This is a genomic window from Drouetiella sp. (genome assembly GCF_059504425.1).
The window spans coordinates 38,843-63,980 of sequence record NZ_JCACIN010000027.1; the positions used below are offsets into that span (position 1 = coordinate 38,843).

Annotated in this window: 20 protein-coding genes; 9 read left to right on the top strand and 11 right to left on the bottom strand. The window is 51.2% G+C overall.

Translation table 11 applies throughout. The annotated features are described in order from the left end of the window. Positions 1-57: 57 nt before the first annotated feature. On the bottom strand, positions 58-2,556 hold the full coding sequence (locus tag AC5JMP_RS07430; protein WP_495850810.1) for an endonuclease MutS2: 2,499 nt from the start codon (positions 2,554-2,556) through the stop codon (positions 58-60). Between the two features lie 367 nt (positions 2,557-2,923). On the opposite strand from AC5JMP_RS07430, the gene AC5JMP_RS07435 reads away from it, so the two are divergent. The 4 genes from AC5JMP_RS07435 to AC5JMP_RS07450 all read left to right on the top strand — a co-directional run bounded on the left by AC5JMP_RS07435 (position 2,924) and on the right by AC5JMP_RS07450 (position 7,823). Next, positions 2,924-5,512, top strand: coding sequence for a 5'-nucleotidase C-terminal domain-containing protein (locus tag AC5JMP_RS07435; RefSeq protein WP_495850811.1), 2,589 nt, complete (start codon positions 2,924-2,926; stop codon positions 5,510-5,512). A gap of 140 nt (positions 5,513-5,652) precedes the next feature. After that, positions 5,653-5,943: a hypothetical protein gene (locus AC5JMP_RS07440; protein WP_495850812.1), complete on the top strand. Its 291-nt coding sequence runs from the start codon at positions 5,653-5,655 to the stop codon at positions 5,941-5,943. A 37-nt stretch (positions 5,944-5,980) separates the two neighbouring features. Further along, positions 5,981-6,346 carry a DUF4864 domain-containing protein gene (locus AC5JMP_RS07445; RefSeq protein ID WP_495850813.1) on the top strand — a complete coding sequence of 122 codons (366 nt, stop codon included), beginning with the start codon at positions 5,981-5,983 and terminating at the stop codon, positions 6,344-6,346. Positions 6,347-6,500: 154 nt separating this feature from the next. Then, complete coding sequence (locus tag AC5JMP_RS07450; RefSeq protein ID WP_495850814.1) at positions 6,501-7,823, top strand: calcium-binding protein; 1,323 nt, start codon at positions 6,501-6,503, stop codon at positions 7,821-7,823. Here the strand turns inward: AC5JMP_RS07450 and AC5JMP_RS07455 are convergent. The 4 genes from AC5JMP_RS07455 to AC5JMP_RS07470 all read right to left on the bottom strand — a co-directional run bounded on the left by AC5JMP_RS07455 (position 7,807) and on the right by AC5JMP_RS07470 (position 12,605). Further along, a complete protein-coding gene (locus tag AC5JMP_RS07455) occupies positions 7,807-9,096 on the bottom strand; it encodes a competence/damage-inducible protein A (protein ID WP_495850815.1) in 1,290 nt (429 codons plus the stop codon). The two genes, AC5JMP_RS07450 and AC5JMP_RS07455, sit on opposite strands and share 17 nt — an antisense overlap. A gap of 9 nt (positions 9,097-9,105) precedes the next feature. Beyond that, complete coding sequence (locus AC5JMP_RS07460; RefSeq protein ID WP_495850816.1) at positions 9,106-10,149, bottom strand: glycosyltransferase family 4 protein; 1,044 nt, start codon at positions 10,147-10,149, stop codon at positions 9,106-9,108. 599 nt (positions 10,150-10,748) lie between these two features. Then, on the bottom strand, positions 10,749-11,045 hold the full coding sequence (locus AC5JMP_RS07465) for a hypothetical protein (RefSeq protein WP_495850817.1): 297 nt from the start codon (positions 11,043-11,045) through the stop codon (positions 10,749-10,751). 363 nt (positions 11,046-11,408) lie between these two features. Continuing rightward, the gene (locus AC5JMP_RS07470; RefSeq protein WP_495850818.1) at positions 11,409-12,605 is read right to left on the bottom strand and encodes a DegT/DnrJ/EryC1/StrS family aminotransferase; all 1,197 of its coding nucleotides are present in this window, start codon (positions 12,603-12,605) and stop codon (positions 11,409-11,411) included. A 394-nt stretch (positions 12,606-12,999) separates the two neighbouring features. Between AC5JMP_RS07470 and glyS the strand changes: the two genes are divergently transcribed. Continuing rightward, positions 13,000-15,147, top strand: coding sequence for a glycine--tRNA ligase subunit beta (glyS, locus tag AC5JMP_RS07475; protein WP_495850819.1), 2,148 nt, complete (start codon positions 13,000-13,002; stop codon positions 15,145-15,147). A gap of 21 nt (positions 15,148-15,168) precedes the next feature. Here the strand turns inward: glyS and AC5JMP_RS07480 are convergent, their stop codons facing one another. The 3 genes from AC5JMP_RS07480 to AC5JMP_RS07490 all read right to left on the bottom strand — a co-directional run bounded on the left by AC5JMP_RS07480 (position 15,169) and on the right by AC5JMP_RS07490 (position 19,466). After that, entirely contained in the window at positions 15,169-17,040 is a 1,872-nt protein-coding gene (locus tag AC5JMP_RS07480) for a tetratricopeptide repeat protein (RefSeq protein ID WP_495850820.1), read from the bottom strand. Positions 17,041-17,102: 62 nt separating this feature from the next. Then, positions 17,103-17,918 carry an RNA polymerase sigma factor SigF gene (locus AC5JMP_RS07485; RefSeq protein ID WP_495850821.1) on the bottom strand — a complete coding sequence of 272 codons (816 nt, stop codon included), beginning with the start codon at positions 17,916-17,918 and terminating at the stop codon, positions 17,103-17,105. A gap of 717 nt (positions 17,919-18,635) precedes the next feature. Then, complete coding sequence (locus tag AC5JMP_RS07490; RefSeq protein WP_495850822.1) at positions 18,636-19,466, bottom strand: photosystem II manganese-stabilizing polypeptide; 831 nt, start codon at positions 19,464-19,466, stop codon at positions 18,636-18,638. Between the two features lie 435 nt (positions 19,467-19,901). Between AC5JMP_RS07490 and AC5JMP_RS07495 the strand changes: the two genes are divergently transcribed. Together AC5JMP_RS07495 and clpP are read left to right on the top strand one after the other, a co-directional pair. Continuing rightward, positions 19,902-20,207: a hypothetical protein gene (locus tag AC5JMP_RS07495; protein ID WP_495850829.1), complete on the top strand. Its 306-nt coding sequence runs from the start codon at positions 19,902-19,904 to the stop codon at positions 20,205-20,207. Between the two features lie 145 nt (positions 20,208-20,352). Continuing rightward, positions 20,353-20,964, top strand: coding sequence for an ATP-dependent Clp endopeptidase proteolytic subunit ClpP (clpP, locus tag AC5JMP_RS07500; RefSeq protein ID WP_495850823.1), 612 nt, complete (start codon positions 20,353-20,355; stop codon positions 20,962-20,964). Positions 20,965-21,101: 137 nt separating this feature from the next. Here the strand turns inward: clpP and AC5JMP_RS07505 are convergent, their stop codons facing one another. Continuing rightward, positions 21,102-22,061 (bottom strand): slr1353 family protein, encoded by a 960-nt coding sequence (locus AC5JMP_RS07505; RefSeq protein WP_495850824.1) that lies wholly within the window; start codon positions 22,059-22,061, stop codon positions 21,102-21,104. Positions 22,062-22,361: 300 nt separating this feature from the next. Between AC5JMP_RS07505 and AC5JMP_RS07510 the strand changes: the two genes are divergently transcribed. Further along, positions 22,362-23,147 (top strand): TerC family protein, encoded by a 786-nt coding sequence (locus AC5JMP_RS07510; RefSeq protein WP_495850825.1) that lies wholly within the window; start codon positions 22,362-22,364, stop codon positions 23,145-23,147. 295 nt (positions 23,148-23,442) lie between these two features. On the opposite strand, the gene ndk is transcribed toward AC5JMP_RS07510, so the two are convergent. Further along, positions 23,443-23,892, bottom strand: coding sequence for a nucleoside-diphosphate kinase (gene ndk / locus AC5JMP_RS07515; RefSeq protein WP_495850826.1), 450 nt, complete (start codon positions 23,890-23,892; stop codon positions 23,443-23,445). A 139-nt stretch (positions 23,893-24,031) separates the two neighbouring features. Continuing rightward, positions 24,032-24,448, bottom strand: coding sequence for a hypothetical protein (locus tag AC5JMP_RS07520; RefSeq protein ID WP_495850827.1), 417 nt, complete (start codon positions 24,446-24,448; stop codon positions 24,032-24,034). A gap of 407 nt (positions 24,449-24,855) precedes the next feature. On the opposite strand from AC5JMP_RS07520, the gene AC5JMP_RS07525 reads away from it, so the two are divergent. Next, positions 24,856-25,083: a hypothetical protein gene (locus AC5JMP_RS07525; protein WP_495850828.1), complete on the top strand. Its 228-nt coding sequence runs from the start codon at positions 24,856-24,858 to the stop codon at positions 25,081-25,083. Positions 25,084-25,138 lie beyond the last annotated feature (55 nt).

The following is a 25,138-nucleotide window of genomic DNA, read 5'->3' on the forward strand; positions in this document are numbered from 1 at the left end:
ATGAATCAGAAACCTAAGCAAAATATCAGAAGACGCACAGCATCACTCACGGTGTCACTACTGAATGTAAGCGATCGTGACCCCACTGCCACCATCAGCCTGTCCGGCAAGTTCATATTTTGCCACCTGCGGATGACGCTTGAGAAATTCCTGTACGCCCTGCCGCAGTTTGCCCGTGCCATGCCCATGAATGATCCACAGTCCGCCCGGATCAGCTTTGGCGATCGCCTGCTCTAACACCACTTCAGCATCGGCAATGCGGCTGCCCCGGATATCGATCGTGTTGCGCGAGGTGCGAATCAGCGGCGGCGGTTCCACGGGCTTTGGCGGCGGTTCGATCGGCTTCGGCTTCGGAGGCACTTCAACTTTTTCACCCTGCAAAGACTCCACATCTGCCAGTGCTACCGTCATTTTCATCAGGCCAAACCGCACCGTTAGCTCACCGTCAGCCCCAGGATTGGTCAGCACCTCTGCCGTTTGTCCCAAGCGAGGAATTCGGACGCGATCGCCTACCTTTGGCATAAAACCGGGCTTCGGCTTCGGCAATTCCTGGCGCGGCATCCGCTCAGCAATCTGGTTTAGCGCCTCGGTCGCCTGCTGCGCATCCTGAGCCGTTGCCCCCTGCTGAAGCCGCCGAATCACCTGAGCAATTTCAGATTTTGCCTGGGCGATCGCCTGCTGGACTGCCTGATCCTGCTGCTGCTGTAGCTCCCGCTCTCGATCGCGCAGCATATCCGCCTTACGGGACACCTCGCGGTAGAGCCGTTCCGTTTGTTTCACGAGATTTTCAGCCGCTTTAGCCTTTTCCTCCTGGGTACGGCGCTGCGCCTCCAGACCCGCAATCACCTGATTGACCTCTTGCGAAGAGCCACCCACGTAGCCCTGTGCCTGCTCTACAACCATTTCATCTAGACCTAGCCGTCGTGCGATCGCCAGCGCATTTGATCGACCGGGAATGCCCCATAGCAACCGATAGGTAGGGGACAACGTTACGTCATTAAACTCGACGGAGGCATTTTCAAACCGATCGTCCTGATATTTCAGCGCTTTTAGCTCTCCAAAGTGCGTCGTGGCGATCGTCAGGGCTGCGCGATCGGCGAGATGCTGGAGGAGGGCGATTGCTAGAGCGCTGCCCTCAGAAGGATCAGTACCCGCCCCCACTTCGTCTAAAAGCACCAACGCATTAGCAATGGAGGGAGACACAGATGAGTCAGATACCAGATTAACTTCATCTTCCGCCGCATTCTCTGGTGCCGTATCTGCTGTTGGTGCCGTATCTGCTGTCCCGATCGCCGCCAAAATGCGGCTAATGCGGCGAATATGCCCTGAAAAAGTAGAAAGACTCTGCTGAAGCGACTGCTCATCGCCGATATCAGCCAAAATCTGCTCAAACCAGGGAATCTCTACAGGTTCACGCGCTGGAACAAACAGCCCCACTTTTGCCATTAGCACCGCCAGCGCCAAGGTTTTCAGCGTCACGGTTTTGCCGCCCGTATTGGGTCCCGTGATGGCGACCACGCGAATGTGGGGCTGAATCACCAAATCGATCGGCACCACGGGCGTACCCTGCTCATGCTGCTGTTGCCAGATCAGCAGAGGATGGCGAAGTTGGCGCAGCGTGATTGATTCGGGCTGGGCGCTGTCGATCGCCTGACTCAAAGCATTGGCAGAAAAGTTAATAAATCGAGGAGGATTTGCCCCTAGCCAAAGGGAGTAGCGGGCACGAGCCGTTGCCAAATCCAGAATGGTGGCGATCGCCAGCAGTCTCTCCAAATCAGCGTTAACGGCAGCGACCTGCTCAGTCAACTTTCGTCGCACGGTTTCTTCTTCAACCTGCTCCTGACGCAACAGCTGCCGCAGCTGATTGCCATGACTGACAACCGAATGTGGCTCGACATAGAGGGTTGCACCGCTAGTAGAGGTATCGTGAACCACGCCCGGAATCGCGTCTTTATGGGTGGCTTTGACCGGAATCACAAATCGATCGCCGCGCTGGGTAATCAGCGATTCCTGAACGGCGTGAGACTGTCGCTGCAAGAGGTTTTGCAGCATTTGCTGAATCCGATCGCGCACCTGACGCAGGCTATTCCGAATGTCCTCTAGCTTGGGGCTGGCGCGGTTTTCCACCTGTCCGCGATCGTCAATGCAGCGATGAATTTCTTGCTCTAGCTCAGGATAGGTGCGCAGCTCAGCTACGAGAGCCGTCAGCACAGGTAAGTCTTCCTGACTGTCAATTACTCGGCGCAACTGGCGGGTTCCGGCTAATGTGGTGGCAATTTCTAGCAGCTCACTTCCTGACAAAATGCCCTGAAGTCCGGCTCTTTCTAGAGAGTCGCCAATGTCGTGAATCCCTTCAAACGACAGCCCGTTGGGTACGTCATTATCTAGACGATAGACTTCCTTGGTTTGCGCCAATAGCTCTAGGCTTTCCTCAACGCGATCGGGAATTCTCAGATTTTGGGTGGCTAAGACCCCCAACTTTGTAGCAGCAAACGTTGCTAGATGACGACACAGGCGCGACCATTCGAGTAATTGTAGAGTTTCGGCTTGAATCAAGATGATGGCGAGGGATTGACGAAGATTTGAGCGTAGGAGCGATGAGTGAAATCGCTAATAAAATCACTTATTTAGAGGTTATTTAGAGAACAGTTCGCAAAGAGGCTCCCTTTCATTCTATCGAAACAATAGGCACGACTCGATCGGGCAGTATTCCCGATTAGTAGCTTATTTGCCGTTTGTTTTGTGCCTGGAAGGGAAGTTTCTATGCCCAAAAGTAGAAAAGGCTTGAATTTTTGGCTTCATTAATCAGAGGTTAATGAAGCTTAACGCAGCAATGGGCAAGGCTTAACCTAGGTATGAAATTTTGAGGATCGTGCATCAATACAGTTGACTCGACAAGTTCCTCTAAAAGCACCCCAAATTTATGCCCACAACTCTCCAGATTCTCCATGCCTCTGATTTTGAAGGCGGCATTGCAGCCGTAGAGGATGCCGTTGGCTTTTCTGCCGTCATCAACTACTTCAGAACCAGCACCACCGGACAATACGGCGTTTCTTCGACCGTTCTGGCAAACACCATCACCCTCTCTTCTGGAGATAACTCCATTCCAGGCCCATTTCTGTATGCATCCAGTGATCCGGCGCTTAACGGCATCGGAGGATTGGGAACCTCAACCAGTCCGCTGATTGGTCGAGGAGATGTTGCTATCCTTAACGAGCTGGGCATTCAAGCCTCGGCGGTGGGCAACCACGATCTTGATTTAGGTGTACGGCAGTTCGGCGATGCGCTGCGATCGGGCAGCGGTAGCCCTGGCTCCAATTTTCCTTACCTCAGCAGCAACTTAGACTTTAGCCCGGAGATTACGCTGGGGAATGTGCGATCGACCGATCTGGCCGCCAATCAAGCCACCGCCGAAGCGAGTTCTATCAGAGGTCGGCTAGCGGAGAGTACGGTCATCACCGTTACCGGAAATGATGGCGTAGCAGGCACAGCCGACGATCAACGCATTGGCATTGTCGGAGCGACTACGCCTACCCTGCGACAAATCACCTCTTCGGGGCAAATCGGCATTCTGCCCTCCAACCCCACGGACTATGATGCGCTAGCGGCTGAAATTCAAAAGTCTGTCGATGCATTGGCTGCCACCGGAATCAACAAAATTGTCCTGGTAGCCCACATGCAGCAGTTGGCGATCGAGCGCGATGAGCTGGCGCGTCGTCTCAAAGATGTGGATGTGCTGATTGCGGGTGGATCGAATACGCTGCTGTCTGACGCTAACGACACGCTGCGATCGGGCGACACGACTGGAGGCAATTATCCCACGGTTAGAACCTCCGCTTCGGGACAACCCGTTTTAGTCGTCAACACAGAGGGCAACTACAAGTATGTAGGTCGCTTGGTGCTGTCGTTTGATGACAACGGCATCGTTGACACCAGCAGCCTCAATACCACCTTGAATGGCGCTTTTGCCACCGATGGGGCAGGAGTCGATCGCGTCTATGGCAGCGATGTCAACCCTAGAGATCGGTCTAACCCCAACGTTGTAGCCATCACGGACGGTCTGCGGGGCGTAATTTCGCAAAAAGACAACTTGATCACGGGCAAAACCACGTTTTTCTTGAATGGCGATCGCAATTCTGTTCGCACCGAAGAAACCAACCTGGGCAACCTCACAGCCGATGCCAACTTAGCCTACGTGCGGCAAATTGACCCCACCGTCGTGATTTCTCTGAAAAACGGTGGCGGCATCCGCGACAACATTGGCGCAGTTTCTGCTGCCTCCGGCGCGACAGATAACAGCGATGTGGAAAGGCTTCCCCCCCAACCCAACCCGCTAGCTCCCAACAAAACTACAGGCGATGTCTCCCAGCTCGATATTGAGAACTCGCTGCGGTTTAACAATGCCCTCTCGCTGATCACCGTGACAGCGTCTCAGCTCAAAGAGCTGCTAGAAAACGGCGTATCTGGGGTGAGAGCAGGTGCAACTCCTGGCGCTTTCCCGCAAGTTTCTGGGCTAAAGTTCAGCTTCGATGCAACTCGCACGGCGCAGGTGTTGGCAACCGATGGCAGCGTCACCACGCCGGGACAAAGAATTCGATCTCTGGCGATCGTCAATGACAACGACAAAATCATCGATGTGCTGGTGGAAAATGGGGCTGTGGTCGGCGATCCTAGCCGCAGTTTCCGCATGGTGACGCTCAACTTTTTGGCAGGTACTACGCTCACCGCTGGCGGTGACGGCTATCCCTTCTTCCGGTTTGTTAATGAAAATGCAGCTTTGGCAAACCGGGTTGACCTAACGGGCGAAACCACGACCGACCTGAACCGCAACGGCAGAATTGATTCCGCAACCACCCTGCCTGCTGGCGGGTTTACCTTTGCTGCGGCGGGCACCGAACAGGATGCCCTGGCTGAGTACTTGCGTCAGGTGAGAACCTTTGGTGAACAGGACACTTCTGCTGCCCAAGACACCAGAATTCAAAACCTCAGCATTCGGACTGATGCCATCCTCAGCGGCGGTCGTCAAGTCAACGGCACCAGCGGCAGCAATCGCCTCCGGGGGAATCTGGGCGATGACGTGCTGGTCGGCTTTAGCGGCAACGACGTACTGCGCGGATTGAGTGGCGATGATGACATGAGCGGCAATGTCGGCAACGACAGCATGGACGGCGGCACAGGCAACGATTTGATGAAGGGCGGCAGCGGAGCCGACAGAATGCTAGGAGGTGACGGCAACGATACTCTCTATGGCGGCGCTGGCTCTGATGTCATGACTTTGGGCAGAGGCAGAGATGTGGCAGCGTTGGAAACAGGTCGAGGCGACAGCCTGATCAGAGACTTTGCCGAACGCCAAGACAAACTGGGACTCTCTGGAAACTTGACTTTCGGTAGGTTGACGATCGAACAGTCTGGAAGCAATGTCTTGATTAGCTTAGGCAATGATCTGTTAGCCACATTGCGTAATTCCGATGCGGATAGTCTCACTAGAACTGACTTTACCCGCATCAGCTAATCAGTTCCTTTAGACCCTAGCAAGGGCTGATAAACTAACGGGAAGCCCAGGTGCTTTGGGCTTCCCGCCTCACAAAATCACTAGGTTTCCTAAAGTATCAATGTAGGATAGTGGGTAGTACCCCTCACCCACTGCGCTTCATGGATGCATTTGCTCCTAACCCGCCTGACTGGACTCAGACTGCTGTCCATGCCCACGAGTTCTGTTGTCCAAGCTGCCGAACGTCATCTACGGGGGCAGAGCAAGTTTGGATCAACCGTCGATCGCCCGTTTTCTCAGAAGACCGTCGGCGCAGATGGCAAGAATTTTATGAATGTTCCTGCGGCACAGCTTGGTGGAGTTGGAGTAGCGATCGCCCACCTACAACGCTGAAAAAGCCAGATCTTCCGCCTCAGTTTCTGCGGGAAAATCGCGACTTATTCGATATCTAGCACGCAAAACACCACTGACCCTCACCCCTATCTACCTGTGTCCTTGACTTCTAGCGATCGCAACACCATCCGTTTCCTGATTGAGTCACAGCTTCAAGCCTTTCAGCACAATGATGCCGAAGCATCTTTCTCGCTGGCGAGTCCTTCCATTCAAGAGCAGTTCGGTACGCCAGAAGTTTTCTTGGCGATGGTCAAAACAGCGTATCCTTCTGTCTACCGTCCGCGATCGGTGGTGTTTGAAGACATGACTATGGTGCAGGGTTTGCCCGCCCAAAAGGTGATGCTGATGAGCGCTGAGGGCGAGTTGGTAAGAGCCGTATATTTAATGCAGCAGCAACGTGATCAAACATGGCGAATTCACGGTTGCTTTTTAATTCCGGTTGGCGGCAAAACCATGGGATAGCAGGAGTAAGCTATCGGGGCTGGAGGCTTCGGGGCTGGAGGCTTCGGGAAATTCTCGGATGACGGGGCTGGGCAGGTTCGCTACAACGGGAGCACGTAATCTTGGGTGCAACCACCAGAGCTTGTTCAACCTCATCATTAAGGAACTGCGAGTCATGGTTTTTTCAGAACCCTCGATTTCTCATGCCTATGCACTGACGCCCCAGACGACCGTCAACCCTTTAACACCCTCTCATTCCTTCCTGTCTCTGGGAGGATTCCCATCAGGTCAGGGCAGTTTGGCAAGAGCTGTCGAGCGATCGGGCGATCGCGAAAACAATATTCTGCGAGGCACCGCCGAGAATGACGTGCTGCGGGGCGGCGATGGCAATGACAAGCTGCTGGGTCTGGCTGGAGCCGATCGGCTATATGGCGATCGCGGCAACGACACCTTACGAGGCGGCAATGGTAACGATCTGCTCACGGGCGGCAGCGGCAAAAATTTGCTGTGGGGCGAGGGTGGCAACGATGTCTTTGTCTTGAGTCCAAAATGGGGGTCAAGGGCGATCGCCCAAGCCACTCTAGTCGGCGACTTCACCGATAGACAGGATACTCTACACCTCACAGGCGTGAAGTTTGCAGATCTGCGGATTCGTCAAGGCAAAGGCGATCAGAGAAAGGATGTTCTGATTCAGAACAAGTCCACAGGCGAGTACCTGGTTATTCTCAGAGGCGTGAAGAGTCGCCAGATCGATGCCACTGATTTTGGGACGATCGCTGGTGCTTCAATTTCAGGAAACAATGCAATTCCAGGAAGCAATACGATTCCAGCGATCGCTGCCGTTAATTCTGGCACCGCAAAGTTTTCGCCCAGCGACAGCGAAGGGGCGATCGCGGCTACGGGAGCTGCCCGCCTCAAGCTAGGCACCCAAACCATTTACATTGGCACCCAGCAAGTTTCTAGCAATAATCAAGACCCCATCGTCATTAGTTTTGACAGCAGCAATCCCACAAATCGCTGGACGCAGACGAGTTATGAAGTGACAGGCACGGACGGTCGCGGCTACGGCTTATTTTGGAGCGGTAGCAGCCTCTACGGCGTGTTCAGCGTCGATGGCACTCAGGGCACACCCGATCAAGATTTTCGACGGGTCAGCGGCAGGGCTACCCAATCCTGGCTGAGGAGCTATGGTTCTGGCGGCGGCGCAAAGGTGGCAGTATTGGCAAAACTGAATTCTGCGACTGGAGAAATGACGGAGGCGGTTTATCTATCGGCTATTCTGAGCAGCGGCAAGACTAACAGTCTGGCGATCGCCAACTTAGCAGTCAATGCCGCCGGAAATCTGGTCATCAACGCCCAGTCTTACTATGCTCCTCGCCGACCCGATGGCACCGCCATGACTCAGGTTACGTCTGGCAGTTCGCCCTTCGGCTACGTGCTGGAAATCACGCCCGATCTCAAAACAGTCATTAGCACAGCCGCTACGGGGTGGCAGTAGCAAGAATGAGCTTCCGTCGCAGCAGATCTAGAGCAGTGTAAGCACTCAATTCCCGCACTGTCTCTCGTCCTCGGAATGTCCCAAATTGATACTGAAAACTCTCTACAGAGTCAGGACTTGCTAACCCAATGTATACCAGCCCTACGGGCTTCGTGTCTGTGCCGCCATCTGGCCCAGCAATACCCGTAATGCTCAAACCCCAGGTGGTGCCTAGACGATCGCGTACTCCCACCGCCATCTGACAGGCAACCTCAGCGCTCACAGCTCCTTGTTGTGCCAAAACGTTGGCATCCACGCCCAGTAGATTAACCTTCACCCGATTATCGTAGGAAATAATGCCGCCCCAGAAGTATGCCGAGCTGCCTGGAATTGCCGTCAAAAGGCTGCCCAGCCCTCCGCCCGTGCAGGATTCTGCGACCGAAACAGTTTGCTGAGAATTTTTGAGGCGATCGCCCACCACTGCCGCCAAAGTGTCATCATCTGTGCCGTAGCAATCTAGACCGCCGATGTCTCGCAACTGCTGCTCTACCGGAGCAATCAGCTGGAGCGCTTCGCTCTCGGTTGCGGCTTTGGTAGAAATGCGGAGTCGGACTTCACCCCTCCCGGCATAGGGAGCCACAGTGGGGTTCTTGAGCTGAATTTGGGCAGATGCCTTCTCTGCCAGAGTCGATTCACCGATGCCCCAAAATCGCAGAGTGCGGCTGTAGATTGCCCCCTGACTCCATCCTTGGCGACGGAGGTAAGGTACAGCAGTTTGTCGCCACATTGCCTTCATTTCGCTGGGCACACCTGGAAAGGTGAGGATAGTCACTCCAGTCCGAGGTTGCCAAATTACACCGGGAGCCGTTCCGGTCGGGTTAGGTAGAATGGCAGCGCCTTCCGGCAGCAATGCCTGCTTCCGGTTGCTGAGAGCCATCGATCGCCCCCGTCGAGTCAGCTTTTCGGCAATGTCTTGCAGAACTTCTGGACGCTCCACCAAGGTTGCTCCGAAGAAATCGGCAAGGGTTGCGGTTGTTAAGTCGTCTGGCGTTGGGCCTAGCCCCCCGGTAAAAATCAGCAGAGACGATCGCTCGCAGGCAATGGCGATCGCTTTTTGAAGTCGCAGTACGTTATCGCCCACCACCGTTTGGTAGTAATGAGAAATACCCAGATCAGCCAGCTCTTGGGCTAAAAACTGGGCATTGCTATTCAAAATTTCGCCGAGCAATAGCTCTGTGCCTACTGAAATAATTTCGGCGCTCTGGCTGGTTTCATTCTGATCCACTTCACTCATGTGGTTCACTCACTGCCTTGCGTGTTTTCTAACTCGCCATCCTGTGTAGCTCAGCAGAGCTGTGGCAGCGATCGCATAGACAATGCCGCTAGGCACCCCTGAGAACGCCAGAGCTAGGCTGCCTACCCACAGCGTCAGCGCATAGATAAACAAGACCGTGAATCGATGGGGGACGCCCGCCTTGAGCAGACGATGGTGCAAATGGCGCTTATCTGCCTTGAAGGGCGAATTTCCATGACGCAGCCGTTCAATGATCACCGCTGACATATCCAGAATAGGGACTGCCAAAATCAGATAGGGCAACAAAACCGCAACGGTGGTTAAACCTTTGACCAAACCAATTACGCCGACGCCAGCCAGCGTGAAGCCCATAAAGTAGGCTCCCCCATCCCCCATAAAAATTTGTGCCGGATTGAAGTTGTAGCGGAGAAACCCAAGCGCGCCTCCTGCCAAAGCGGCTGCAATCAGAGCAGCAGGCTGATTCATAAACAGACAGACAATCAGCATAACTACGGCAGCAATGCCCGACACACCTGCCGCCAGCCCATCTAACCCATCAATCCAATTAATAGCGTTTGCCATGCCCACCAGCCAAATTATAGTGATAGGCAGGTTGATCCAGATGGGTAGTTCTGTCAAGCCCAGGAAAGGAATACTTAGAAACTCAATCTGTACGCCCACAGACCAGGCACAATAGGCTACCGCAGTTTGAAGCAAGAGCCTGAGAAATGGGGAGAGCGAGAACAAATCATCTGCTAGCCCAATCAAGAAGAAGCCCAATCCGCCTAGGGTAACGCCCCAGATCTCGCTTTCTCGATCGGGGGATAAATCAGAAAATCCGCCCAGCCACCAAACTAGCAGTAGCGCAATTAGCGTTCCCAAGAAAATTGACACACCACCTAGGCGCACCATTGGATGCTGATGCACTTTTCGACCGCCAGGTGGGTCGAAGTAACCGCTTTTTAATCCAATCTTTTTAACAAGCGGTGTGGTCAGCAGCACAACAGCAGTGGATATGGCGAAGGCAGCTAGATGGTAAAGCTGTGGGGGCATCGGTAATCCGGGTTGCAGGACAAAATGTACAGTCAGGCAGAGTCTACATGAACGGCTGCCCTAAAGCTAGAGTTTCAGCAGAGTTTTTTCACGGTCATGGTTGAATTTAGGTCAGCACTAAAACTCATATTTGCAGCCTAAACGGCGATCGCAATAACTTTGCACGAGAGTATTTCTAACACATGACTCTAAGTTGGCATCATCTGTTGCAAAATTTTGCACTAGATTTTGCAGCTGCTTTATTGTTTTCAAATACAGCTGTCGCCAGTTTGCTTAAGAAATTATGGTAGAGCGCTTCGCCCCCCAACATAATTTCCCCATCCTAAACGCCTTGGCGGTTGCCATACTTTACGGGAGAATTTGGTAAAACTGATGAGCTTTAACCTGATATCGCCATCCCAAAATTCAGCCGCGAGTAGTGCTTCCCCGGATCAGTTTCAGATTCTCGTTTGCCCAGTTTGATAGCTAATGCCAAAGCTTTGTGACAGACTCTCCACATTGCGATCTGAAGTGTGGCGATCGCATTGCAAAAATAGATTCCGGTCGCAGACTCTTATCTAACTTCTACGCAGTGTTCGCAGAGATGCGCGAATCAGCCTCTACCTTTCAAAAGAAGCAGGCGGCATATCTGTAGCACCTTTGCCCAAGGACTCACTAAAAGTCGCCCACTCGATCGGCTCATAGGGCTGACTCGAAATATAGGCACGCTCAGTCATTTCAGACATGTATCCCACATAATGACTCACTAGAAAATAGACTGCCATCATGGCTGCTGCCGTTGAAGACACCAAGAAACCAGCAAGCATCAAGGAAAATTCGCGGCGCTGAATTGCTTCCTGCATCAGATGCAGTGCCCACGCAATCAGACCTATGACGAGAAATATAATAATGAGCATTCTTAAATGACTTTACGAACTGTAATATTTGCACATGTTAACAAATTCTCAGGCAACTGTCTCTCTATTTTGCAGCTCAGGCAACCCCTGTATAGGAAACATAAACCCTGATGGCAGCGCGTTTACGTCTCTTGCAAAGCATCTAAGCTCTACAGCCCTAATGTAGCGTGCATTCAAAGCTTGATATCAAAAGTACATAATTTATGCTGAATGGCGAAGCCGAATTTAAATGTTCTTAAAAAAGAGAAATGGGAAAGCGGCTGAGTGTGGCTCTTAACCTCTATACCGCTCTCATTTTGTATCAAAATCTATACTCAATCTACACAGGTGCGTTCTACGCAGATACGTTATGTAACAGATGCGTTACCCCACCATGAGGGAAGAAGGAGATTGGGTTGAGTGAAGACACCCCTGTCCTGTAAAACCCACCAAGCTCTCAATCGCAGAGACAACCTGTCTCACGTCGCTTTCCTCCAGCCCTGGATACATAGGCAGCGATAAAATCTCCTGGCTGAGCATTTCGGCATGGTGAAAATCTGTTGCAGCATATCCTAAGTGCTGAAATGCGGGCTGAAGATGGCAAGGAATAGGGTAGTGAATGCCAGTTTGAATCCCCAGATGGGCTAGTCCAGTTTGCAGAGTAGTGCGATCGATCGCACAGTCTTCTAGCACTCGGATCACGTAAAGATGATAAACGTGACCCTCAGCACTGTGATTGGCAATAGGAATAATGCCATAGTTGACCAAGGGCGCAAGCAGGGTATCGTACAGCTGAGCAATGCGCTGGCGATCGGCATTCCAGCTCGGCAAATGCGGCAGCTTTGTGTTCAAAACCGCTGCCTGTAGGGTGTCCAAACGGCTGTTGGTGCCATAGTCCGTGTGAAAATACTTGCGGGTTGCCCCATAGTTGCGCAGCGATCGCATTGTTTGCGCCACAATTTCTTCTTGCGTCACCAGCATCCCGCCATCGCCAAATGCCCCCAGATTCTTGCTGGGATAGAAGCTAAAGGCGGCTGCAATGCCCACCGAGCCTGCCCGATAGCCTTCTCGCTCTGCTAGGTGCGCCTGTGCTGCGTCCTCAAAAATCAGCAGGTCGTAAGTGCTGGCTAAATCTAACAGGCGATGGGGAGAAACCATCTGACCATACAAATGCACTGGAATTAGAGCACGAGTGCGTACTGTGATGGCTTTTTCGGCAGCCGTCAAGTCAATGAGCGCGGTGTGGGGATCACAGTCTACAAAAATAGGCGTTGCGCCCGATCGCATCACTCCAATCAGCGTCGCCACAAAGGTGTTAGCTGGTAAAATCACCTCATCGCCCAGACCGACGCCACAGGCTTGCAAACCCAGGGCAATAGCGTCTGTTCCCGATGCAACACCTACTCCGTAAGAAGCTTCACAGGCTTGAGCAAAGGTCTGCTCAAATTCTAGAAGCGCCTGCCCTAAGACGTAGTCGCCTCGCTGAAGAACATTTTGCATAGCCTGCTCTAGCTGAGCCTGAATGGGCTGATGTTGATGACTAAAATCGACGAAGGGAATGGTTGAATGGGAATGACTCATGACTGAAGCTTCATTAACAGAGGAATAAGGGAATAACAGACGCAGTCAAGCGAATTTGTTAAAACTGCTCTCTTAGTTATGGCGAATGACCTGTAGTTTTTTACACCCGATCGCAGTAAAGAGTCAGTGAAGTAACTGAGCTGTAATCTGTATCCTTACTGACCTGCGCTGCCACTCTATCTTTTGTCAGAGAGTAGCCTCAATGAGGGAAATGCGGAGCGCCCATGGAGCCGATTGCGTGACTCAGGGTTTGTACGGGTTTGAAACAATCGCCGAGTTCACTGCCGTATGGGTTTTCAGTAGCATTAATGTGCCAGTAAACTAATGAGGCTGAGCGTCTTACTGTGCCTGCGGCAATCGCTCTTCAACCCTCTAGATGTAATTACTGGTGCGTATGGTCACGTTTCTGTTGGAAGTTGGGACTGAAGAACTGCCTGCAAGCTTTGTGGAAGAGGCGTTGGGGCAGTGGCGATCGCGCATTCCTGTCAGCTTGAGCGAAACTTTCCTTATGCCTGAGTCCATTGAGGTTTACGGAACGCCCAGACGACTAGCGCTACTCATTAAAGGATTGCCGTCGCAACAGCCCGATCGAGAAGAAGAGGTGAAAGGGCCTTCTGTTCAAGCCGCCTTTAAAGACGGAAAGCCCACCAAAGCGGCAGAAGGGTTTGCCCGATCGCGGGGCGTGTCGTTGGATGCTTTCGAGGTGCGATCGACGGATAAGGGCGATTTCATCTTTGTCAATCAGAAGATTGCAGGTCGTCCTAGTGCCGATATTTTGACCGAACAGGTGCCCCAATGGATCTTTGGCTTGGAAGGCAAGCGGTTCATGCGCTGGGGCGATGGCGACCTACGGTTTCCTCGTCCGATTCGTTGGCTAGTGGCACTCTTAGATGATGCCGTGCTGCCGCTAACGCTGATCAATGGCTCCGAAAGCGTTACTAGCGATCGCCTCACCCAAGGGCATCGCGTTTTACATCCAGAGCCACTGGCGATCGCCCATGCCTCTGAGTATCTAGAGAATTTGAGAGCCGCCTCGATCGAAGTTGATCCAGAGATTCGACAAGCTGAAATTGTTAGCCAGACCCAGGCGGCGGCGCAGCGCGTGGGCGGTTATGCCGTGATTACGCCCAGTCTGCTTCAGGAAGTGCGTGATTTAGTGGAATCTCCCTCTGCCGTGACGGGCAAATTTGACTCAGAATTTTTGGAGCTACCGTCCGAAGTCGTGATCATGGAGATGGAGAGCCATCAACGCTATTTCCCAGTCGTTAAGGCAGAAGGTTCCTCCGAACTTTTGCCCTACTTCATCACCATTTCTAATGGCGATCCAGCTAAGGCGGATATCGTTGCCGCTGGAAATGCCCGCGTTATCCGGGCGCGTCTGTCGGACGGCAAATATTTCTTTGCAGCCGATCGCAAGCAGCCCATAGAAAGCTACTTGCCGCGGCTAGAGACTGTCACATTTCAGGAGGATTTAGGCTCGGTACGGGCAAAGGTCGATCGGATTGTTAGAGTGGGCGATCGCATTGCCGACCAGCTTCAGCTCAGCACCGCTCAGCGGGAGATAATTCAGCGGGCGGCGCTGCTTTGCAAAGCTGATCTCGTGACTCAGATGGTGGGCGAGTTTCCGGAATTGCAGGGCACCATGGGGCAAAAATATGCCCTCAGCAGCGGTGAATCTCCCGAAGTGGCAACCGCAATTTTTGAGCATTACCTGCCCCGTGGCGCAGGGGACGATCTGCCGCAAACCTTGACAGGTCAGGTGGTAGGGCTAGCCGATCGCCTAGATACGCTGGTGGGAATTTTTAGCCTGGGGATGCTGCCTACCGGATCTTCCGATCCATTTGCCCTGCGTCGTGCTGCCAATGCTGTGCTTAACATCATCTGGTCAGCCGATCTGGCGCTTAACCTCGATCGTCTCTTAGCACAGGTTACTGCTGACTTTGTGGCAGTTTACCCTAAAGCAGCCACAGTTCCCCTCAACGAACAGCTTCGAGACTTCTTCCTACAGCGGGTGCGGACTTTACTTCAAGAAGATCAAGGTATTGATTACGACCTGGTGAATGCGGTGCTAGGCAGCGATCCAGAGTATGCCGATCGCGCTTTGCAAAACCCACTGGACGTGCGCGACCGCGCTCAGTTTCTACAAAGCATTCGCCAGAATCAAATCTTGGATGCTATCTATGAAACGGTGAATCGTGCGTCTCGGCTGGCAGCCCAGGGTGATCTAGATACCGTGCAGCTAGAGCCATTGGCGATCGTCCGTCCTAGCTTGTTTCAACAGCCCTCCGAGCAGGCGTTTTATGAGGCGATCGTCAAGCTGGTGCCCCAAACTCGTGCCGCCCAGGCAGAGCGCAACTATCAGAAACTACTCGAAGCGCTGATTGAGGTTGCACCTGTGATCCAGAACTTCTTTGATGGAGCGCAAAGCGTTATGGTGATGGATGCCGATCCAGAAATTCGCCGCAATCGCCTCAACTTGCTGGGGCTACTGCGAAACCATGCGCGGATACTGGCAGACTTTGGGGCGATCGTCAAAGTCTAGCCCTCGGCTAACCCTCAAGCCTCAGCTAGAGTACAGCTCTAACAAGTCAGGTAAGTGATCATAGCCATCCACGCCGATCGCCGCAATAATCTCCGATCGCTTCTGCTTCAACAAAGTGTCGAACGCTTCTTTGCCCAACTGTCCGCGCAGGACGGTGAGCAAACCTGCGGGTTGCCGCCAGCTTACAGAGCCAATTTGCTCTAGTAAATACATACCCAAGCAAGCCATCTGAACTGCCTGAGGTGGATTTTGCAGCCGATAGTAGGCTTCAGCCAGGTAGGCTAAATTTTGTCCCTGTAAGTAAACATCCCCTGACACTTGAGCGGATTGAATACCTTTTTCCAGGTAGCCAATCGCCTCTTGGGGCGCTTCTATCAAAATCTGAGCAATGCCCAAACTGCTGAGACAGAGTGCCTGACTCTGACGATCGCCCAACTTTTCTGACAGCTCTAGCCCCTGCTGCAACCGATCAATTGCCATCTCAAATCGATCGGGGTCAGTTTGTTCAAGCTGCTGTGCTTGGAATACTTCGCTGTAACCCAAATTGGCTAATGCATTGGCTTCGCCTAGGCGATCGCCCTTCTGACGACTGAGAATTACGGCGCGTTGGCTGTAATTAATCGCTTCAGCATAGCTAGACTGGGCGACACAGGCACGGCTCAGATGGTTCAAATTAGCAATCTCACAGGCGGTATCGGCAGCAGTGCGGGCAATGTCGAGGGCTTGCTGATGCAGATCGATCGCCCGCTCACTTTGTCCCAGCGCCCGCATCGAAGATCCAAGCAATGTAAGAATTCGCGCTTTTTCCTGCGTCCCCTCTTCCTGGCGCAGCGGCTCGTCCAGATAGCTCAAGGCATCTCGCAAATACTCTCCCGAAAAAGACGCAAAAATATTGCCATACAGCGGAAAGTAAGAGCGCTGGGCAAACACCCGCAAAATTTGCAGCGTCATCTGAAAGCAGCCGTTAACGAGCCGATCGCGTCGAGGAATTACCGCTTGACCAAAACCATTTGCCAGCTGCGACCAGGTGACAGCAAATCCCAAAAAAGTAGAAATAGACAGCTTTGCGCCCACCTTAGAATCGTAAACCAGCTTGTCAAACCAGTTCACTAAGCCCTGTTGCAGACAGCGAAGCACGACCGCGATCTCCACAAAATCGCTTAAGCCAAACCCGCTCTGCTGCCTTACCCACTCAACCGGAGATTGCCCCAGCGCCAGCGCTTGAAACAGCGACTTCAGGGTACCGTTTGCCTGCTTCGCCCATGCCATCCAGGGCCCGCGATCGCCTGGTGCCCCTCCAAAGCCCAACTGCCCTTGGCTCTGGTCATAGATCCAGCTCACCAAGTGATTTTCTAAACGACTCCAAGACTCCAAACCCCGCGTAACGCCCTGGGAAATCTGCTGAAGCTCCTGTTGAACTTCAGGCTGTAGCTCCGCTGAGGGCTGAGACTCCTGATGCCGCAGTTCTTTGGCAAGCTGCTGAAGCTGAGCCAGATTCAAAGGCTTGGGCAGATTAGGATCGGTGACTCGCAAGAAAACATTGAGGCGATCGTCTGCGGTAGCCATTTGCCGGAGTGCCGTATCCAAGACGGCAGCAACCTGGTTTTGGGTCTGCCAGCGCTCCCACTCACCGCGAATTGTCTGAAGCGCTCGGAGGCTGCGGGTAGCTTTGGCTTGCTTCAGCTCATCGTCGCGGCTGTCTGCCTGCTGCTGAGTGACTGTGAGACGATCGCCCAAGCACCGCTCAAAGATTTCGCCTGTCCCAACATCCACACCCTCTTGAAGCATCTGAAAGACCTGCTCTTTAGATCGAATCTGCCCTTTGAGGGTCATCTGCACGATTTGGTCAATCAGCGTAAGATAGCGATCGCTTAAGGATGGGACATCTGGCATGGGGATAGAAAGTCCCGAACCGCTTCGGGCGAACCTGCGGAACTAACGCTCATAGACGAACATTAACAGGTCACCGCGCCCGCCATCAACTTTCTCAGGGATTTCAACCCTTTCTTCACGCGCCGAGAAACTGTGACAGAGCTGATGCCCAAACGCTCTGCGGTTTCTTTTTGAGTCAAATCATGTAAAAAGACAAATTCCAACACCTCGCGCGTCCGGTTTTCAAGCTGCACTAGAGACTGCTGCAACCGAATCTGATCTTCTTGCGCCAATTGAAAGCTGTGATACTGCACATCCGGCACCAAGTCGCCCAGAGAAGCGGCCCCTTCCTCTTCGTTATGCATTGGGGCATCCAGGCTCAGCGGAGCGCGATTGCGGTGAGCAAGCTTAATCTCCTGCCATTCCGCCACAGAAATTTCTAAAGCCTTCGCCACTTCTGCATCGGTAGGCTGACGGTGGAGCTGGGTATGGAGATCGCGACTAATGAGGGCAGCTTGATGCTGGATTGCCTGCCAGCGGCGGGGAATCCGCACCGTTGAGCCTTTGTCTCGCAGATAGTGCTGAATTTCGCCGCGAATGTAGGGAATGGCGAAAGAGCTAAAGGCGTGTCCCTTGGTGATATCAAACCGCTCGATTGCCCGAATTAATCCCAAGCTGCCGACTTGCAGCAAATCGTCGTATCCTTCAGTGCATTGGTTAACCCAATGATGGGCTTCTTTCCTCACCAGCCCAAAATTAAGTTGCACAAGCTGATTGCGAATCTCGGCACAGGGCGAGTTGTAATATTCTCGGAGCAGTTGCAAGCTCTCACTTTTGAGTTCAGTGGCAACTGAGGTAAGTTCTTGAGCGGTCAATTCTTGAGGCACTGGAGTAAGCATGACGATTCTCAGGTAGACGGAGCTGCAAGTAGATGCTGAGTGCAAGATAGAGTTTGAGGCACTAGCCAAGCTTGATGCGAGCCAACTTAGTGTAAGCCAACTTAGCGTAAGGCCGATGCAGAGCGCTTGCTACTCTCTGAAATACACTTCATCACAGTTAGATACTGCCACAATCTAAAGTTAAAGTAACTCAATGAAGGGAATATTAGAGCTGAAATGCAGTCTAAAAAAGCACTTCAACAATGTTTATTTCAACCTAATAGATAGCCTTAAATTTTGCCCTTAGCATTCTGTATTGAGCCAGAATTCTGAGATGAATTTAATATCTTTTAGGTCTGCAAATCAAAAATATTCTTTTTGCAGAGCTGCAACAACGGCATTTTCACGGAACCTCTTCTGATCCTGCTATCTGATCTTGTCATTACCCTCAGAATTTCTAGGTGCTAGAAATAGCGCTATAGACGCTGAAACTCTTGCCAGATGCTAGATTAAGTGATTGTGCTTCAAGCCGTAAAATTTACGGATCTGATGCCAAAATACTCAAACTCTAACCTCATAAAAGAATTTTCAAAGATTCTGAATCCGTAGGAAGTGGCTTATGAAAAAGAGGGGAGCGATCGCCCCCCTCTCCAAAACTTGGTCAATTGAGCTTAGTCAGTCAAAAACTTGCTAAATCAAAACCTCAGTCTAGAATCTAGTCAAAAAATCGCTAACAACCTAAACTTCCTCAGGATCAACTCTGGCATAGAACAAACCGCGAATCTTCACGTCTAAGGCAGCCTTTCCACCCATGTCTGTATCAGAAGGCTGGATGCTTTCAAACGTTCCGGCAATTTCACCCGTGGTGCTGTCTACCTTGGCAACCTGAAGAGAAATCTTGCCTCTACCTGTTTCAAATTGCTTCAGGTTTTCCTTGAGCAAATCCTCATCGTCTGCACGAGAAGGGAGCGCTACGGCATTGTCGTAGCCTGAAGTTAGGCCTCGACCCTTAGGATCAAGGAAATTGGACGTCCGATAAGAAGGAACTCTGAATTCACCAACCAAATCAGTTGAGGTATTGATGCCGTCGATTCCCTCCGAGGAAGCGACTAAACCCTTGATGGTGAACAGAAAGGGGACAAGTTCGCCATTGGGCATTTTGACGGTGACTGCCTGGAAATCAAATCCGTCTTCTTCAACAAACGTCAGGCCTTTATTGGGATCGACCTTGAGCTTGCCGCTCACCTGGTCGATCGTAGACGTGTAGCGCGTCATCACCTTGCCTTGGATGTACTGTGCTTCCCGGCGCTTGCTGGTCGGCTCTTCCTTAACAAAGACGCTAGTTGGCTCCAGGCAGAGTCTGGACATGGTGTAAGACTTATCGCGATCGAGTGCAATAGAGCCTCGACCCACATCATCGAGCTGAGGACAGGAGTTTGCCAAACCTGTCCCTCTAATGTCTTCATAGGTGAGCGCAGCAGTTGCGGTTGTTGAACCGCCATCGCTACAAGCAGTCAAAAAACCCAAACATACTGCTACCAAGGCAGCAATTAAAGCACGATACCTCATGGTCAACCTCTAGTCTCTAGTATGGAACCCTAAACCGTTTAATTAATAAGTATTAAGCCCTGGTTGCCTAGGCTTGGCTTGCCTTGAGGCTCCAGTACTGAATTTTACAAGACCTTGCAGCCTTTATTTTGACCGTTCATTAACTTCCATAGGCTAAAAAATCATGAATAAAACATTAACGCTATGTACAGCAAGGAATCCAGCCCCAGCTCCGAGAGTTTTGCACACTTGTGCAATCTTAGTATTCTATTAAGTTGTGTAAATTGAAGCTAAAGTAATGCCTAAGTAGGCAGCTACAGGTGCGGAACCTGTAGAAATTTTGATTAGGTTTTCAGAAACCAGGTTTTTGTGTTTGAGTTTACTGGTTGAGTCTACAGCTTTGGGGAAGGGGCAAATATGAGTGGGTTGGAGGAAACAGGGCATCAGGAATTATTCATGGGTCAGGAGATTGAGCATCCCGATCTGAGCGCGATTGCTGCATTAGTTCATACGACTGCCCAAAGTTATCAGGGCAAAAGTTCAGAGCTGCTGGCTCTACTGAGGCTTCTGGAGGCTCTGCATCAAGGCATTCGAGATGATTTGTTCCAGAAGTCTCTGCCGGACAATCGACAGGCACTCTATGCGCTTCTGCGGGATATTGAGACAGAGGGAGGCTGGCCTTACATTCACCGGATGAAGCTACAGTCTTTTTTGTCAAATTTATTGACGGAGCCAGAGGGAGAGTTGCCTGATTCTGAGTGAGTTGTCAGCATTGAGCTATATGGTCATCAAATTAGACTTCAAATTTGACAGCTCAAGACTATGAGTACGGATAACCGACTCTGTATCTCTCTAGGAGCGGGCGATCGTTAGAATGATAAACAAAGCTACACCATAAAAAGGTTCCATGATTCCTACCGTTATCGAACAGTCTGGTCGCGGCGAGCGAGCATTTGACATTTACTCTCGGTTACTCCGAGAAAGAATTGTATTTTTGGGACAGCAAGTTGACTCTGATCTTGCCAACCTGATCGTGGCGCAAATGCTGTTTCTAGAAGCCGAAGATCCAGAGAAAGATATCTACCTCTACATCAACTCGCCAGGTGGCTCGGTGATGGCAGGATTGGGCATTTTTGACACCATGAATCATATTCGTCCTGAGGTCTGCACGATTTGTGTAGGTCTGGCGGCAAGCATGGGTGCTTTTCTGCTGAGCGCTGGGGCAAAAGGTAAGCGCATGAGCCTACCTCACTCTCGCATTATGATTCACCAGCCGTCGGGAGGAGCACAGGGTCAGGCGACTGACATTGAGATTCAGGCGAAGGAAATTCTTTATCACAAGCGAATGCTGAACGAGCGATTGGCAGATCACACTGGCCAACCCCTCGATCGCATTGAGCAAGATACTGAGCGTGATTTCTTTATGTCTGCGGTTGAAGCCAAAGAGTATGGCTTGATTGATCAAGTGATTGATAAGCGAGCCGTGGGTAGCCGCCCTGATGCAGCGCTGATTGGCTAGAAGCTGATGTAGGCATCTAGAAACTGATGTAGATATGCAGCAAAAAAGAGCCAGAATTCAGGAGCCAGAAGGCACTCTGAATTCTGGCTCTTTTTTGCTGTAAGACTAGAAAGCTGTAAGACTAGAAAGCTGTAAGACTAGAAAAGAGTTTGTGATGGCGAGGGTTGCGCTTCTAGAAACCGCAGGAAATCTAGGAGCTCGATATCGTCTAGCTCTTGGCGCGATCGCTTGCCATAGGTTCTCTTCAGATAGCCACGTCCTTGCTCAGTTGTCCAGCTTAGCCGCTTCATTTCAACTCCAATTCTGGCAATTTCGTTGGAGCGATCGCCTGATTCAGATACCTCTGTAGAATCTGTTGCCTCGGTAGACGGCTTGGGTTCAGTTTTTCGCTTGGCGGACTTTTCAGGTTTAGCAGGGGGAAGCTCAGGCTCAGGAGAAGAATTAAGGGGAGGCTCAGGCTCTGAAATATTGTCGAATTCAAGACCGGGTAGAGGCACTATTTCCGGGCTGTCTGGATTGCTTGGCGGCGATTCTAGCGGCGGCAGTCCTGGATTGCTTAGATTAAAGCTTGGGATTGAATTGAACTCGGCTAGATTTTGAAGAGAATCAGCTAAAGAAGGCTCGGAGGGGAGAGCGATCGCAGGATCGGTCATGGGATTTACCTCAACTTCAGCCTTGAATGCCTCCTGATGCTGCACTTCTTTAGACGATAAAACTTTGGACGAAGAATCTTGCGGTAGCGGATCTAGGGGGAGTAAGGCTGGGGATGGGACGAACTGGGAGTAACTCTGAGCTGCAACGCTTTCACCCAGGGTCAGCGGCTCGTAAGCCGGATAAGGGATCGGAGCGCTCTGAGGTGAACTAGCAGCAATCCCAAAAGCCTGTAAAGCTCTGATCTTGGCTTGGTCTTCTGCTAATTCAATATCAGTCGCGGTCGCCATACCGCTGGCAAAAGAAGTGTTGCCTATCTGGATTAGGGCACGCACAACATAGCTACCCTCATGAACCGTCGAAAGTTCAGCAACGATCGCGCCCATAGGATAACGAGATTTGAACTCAGATAGAAGGGTAGGGAGGAGCGAAGAAGGGGCTGACAAGGGAAATCACGGGGTAGGTAAAGGGAACAGTATGGGGGTAGAGATAGAGAAAGGGCGAGTCGGCGGCAAAAAATCCAAGCCGCCTCTTAATGATTGCCCTCCGGGATCACCTCTGAAAGAGTATAGAAGACCTCGATCAGTTTTTGACAGTCTATCTTGACAGTTTAGACGTTAAGCTGAAGGGTGAGAGGATAAAAATTTCGCCCTCTCTGATCTTCTTCAGGCGAGTACGAATGCCTGATATGAAATCTGAGCAGCGTCCATTTTTGTGATTCGATCGTGACTCTTTGTACTTGATTGATGCTAGACCAACTCTTGAGCTTTTCATCGAATATTGGTGCTGATACCTTGCTATTGTTGCCCGTTTTGGTGGCACTCGAAGTTGTTTTGTCGGCAGATAATGCCATTGCCTTGGCAGCGATCGCCCAAGGGCTGGAAGGCCAGCAGATGCAGAGCCGCGCCCTCAACCTTGGTCTAGTCGTTGCCTTTTTCCTGCGGGTGGGCTTAATTTTGACGGCAACCTGGGTCGTCAAATTCTGGCAGTTTGAGCTACTGGGCGCAGCCTACTTGCTATGGCTAGTGTTTCAGTATTTCACCTCCAGTGACGGCGATGAATCGGGACAGCATCCCCACCATGGGCCAAAATTCGCGAGTTTGTGGCAAGCTATCCCAATGATTGCTGTCACCGATCTGGCTTTTTCGCTGGATAGTGTCACCACGGCGATTGCGATTTCCAAAGAGACTTGGCTAATTCTCACAGGCGGACTCATTGGCGTGATCACACTGCGCTTTATGGCAGGGCTATTTATCCGCTGGCTAAGCGAGTTTGTGCATCTAGAAGATGCCGGATACACGACTGTAGCACTGGTGGGTTTGCGGCTGCTTCTACGGGTAATTCAGCCTGATTTTGTGCCCCCAGAGTGGATGATGGTGGCAGCGATCGCCGTAATTTTCACTTGGGGCTTCTCTAAACGAACGGAATTGCCGACTTTAGCTGAATCGTTGAATGGTGAGGCTAGTATGCCTTCCCTATCTGAATCAAAACTCGAATCACAGCCTGATCCTCAGGAGATTTCGGTGGAATAGGCGATCGCTCTTTTACGTTTGTTTGTTCAGCGCTGCCGAACTCATCATCAAGATCACAGCTGTCGCTAGTTTGCCTAGAACATTTATGGGTGGGGCGCTTCGCGCCCCACCCATAAATGTCTCTGTCCTAACCGCCTTGACGGTTGCTAGACTAGCCTTTAAAGAAATTCCTGCCATCTTTAGCAAAGCGGCAGGAATTTTTAGGCTTTATTTTTAGATCTTTGAAAAGCCTGTCCCAAGCGAAGTAGATACGGCTCTGGCAAGAAATTCGGACACAGGCTCTACTCAGCAGATTCTACTCATAAAGCCAGGGTGTACTGGTAGGCTGCCAGCTGACTAGCTCCTCTTCTTTAAACCAGAGGCTAATTTCTTGTTGAGCGGTTTCCGGCGCATCTGATCCGTGAATGATATTCCGACCAATGCTGACGCCGTAATCGCCTCGGATCGTTCCCACATCAGACATCAGAGGATTTGTTGCCCCAATTAGCTTGCGAGCAGATGCAATGACACCATCGCCTTCCCAAACCATTGCCACAACTGGCGCTGAAATAATGAAATCGACTAGACCTGCAAAAAAGGGTCTTTCTCGATGAACGCCATAGTGCTGCTCTGCCAACTCACGGCTAACTTTCATTAGCTTTAGACCCACTAGAGTGAAGCCCTTGGTTTCAAAGCGGCAAATGATATCGCCGACTAGACCCCGCTGTACGCCATCGGGTTTTATAGCTAAAAACGTCCGTTCCAAAGGTGACTCCTGGTTTGACTAACGCATTTGACAATCCCAGATTAGCTTAGAAGGTCTCTAGGAGCGTTACTAATTCAAAAACTCGTGAGTTTTTGAATTAGCTTGCCGTTAGCTTTACAAATTAGGAAAGTTGGAAACGCTACTCTTTTTTCAGCTCACGAGCCATATTGCGAAACATATCCAGGTTGCTGTCAGCTCGACGACGCTCGGTCTTGGGCTGCTCAGACAAGGAGGGAAGCTTAGCTTCAGCGATCGCCTGTGCTTTCATGTCTGCCTTCTTCATAGAGGAAACGCTTTGCACAAAAGCATTGTCTTCACCCAACTTCGCCTTGGGGAAAGTTCTGCGCGTCGATGTGCTCGATCGCATGTACTCAATGTTGCCAAAGCTCACAGCATCATCGGCATTCAAAAAGTAGGCTCCTGTCTGCTGAGGGGCTTCGGGCTGAGCCTCTTGAGATTTCGAGCGGAATAGACCACCGATCGCACCCAGTATGCCGCCAAGAATTCTAAACAAACCGCCAACCGTTCCCGCTAAACTTCTAAAAATTCCGCTCACTAAAATATCTCCTGATCTGCATTTGATGAGTGCTTCCTATATTATGTAAGCAAATATTAAGCAAATTTTCATTAAGTTCATAATTTTATTCATCGCTTCTTTGATGCCCTGTTTGGCTCTAGATTCAGATTCACAACATTTCTTAAGCTGCGATCGAATTGAAAACTTTGCTGTCTAACCGTATTTTTCAGCACAAACTTTTGCTCAAACTGCTCAACGATGTTGTGATCGATATTTCTTAAATAATGCTAAGGAGGCATTTTTGCCGGCACCTCGACAGGTTACAACTGATACAGATAGAAACAATCTGTATTCGAAACAAATGTCTTCTGAAAGCAGTCATCAGTCTTGTGAATTTAGTCTTATGAATTTGCTTTTTTGTTTGGCAGTATTAATAAGGTACTCACGTGAAAACCGTTTACACTTTAGCCTCCTCTGAACTTCAAGAAACGCTCAATCGAGTTGCTGTCCAGATGAGCGATCGCAAAGAGGAGGTTGTGGAACTACTCAGCGACGAACAGCCTTCTAAGAGTCGGTTAGTTGAACTCACCTACGTCCAGTGCGCCTGGTGGGAAGGATGCTATTACTGCCAGGATGAGTCCCAGCAGTGGCATCAGGTAAAGTGCTTTATTTGATCTTCAATGATTTGATCTTCAATGGGACTTACGCATTTTTGTTGTGTGTGGTGGG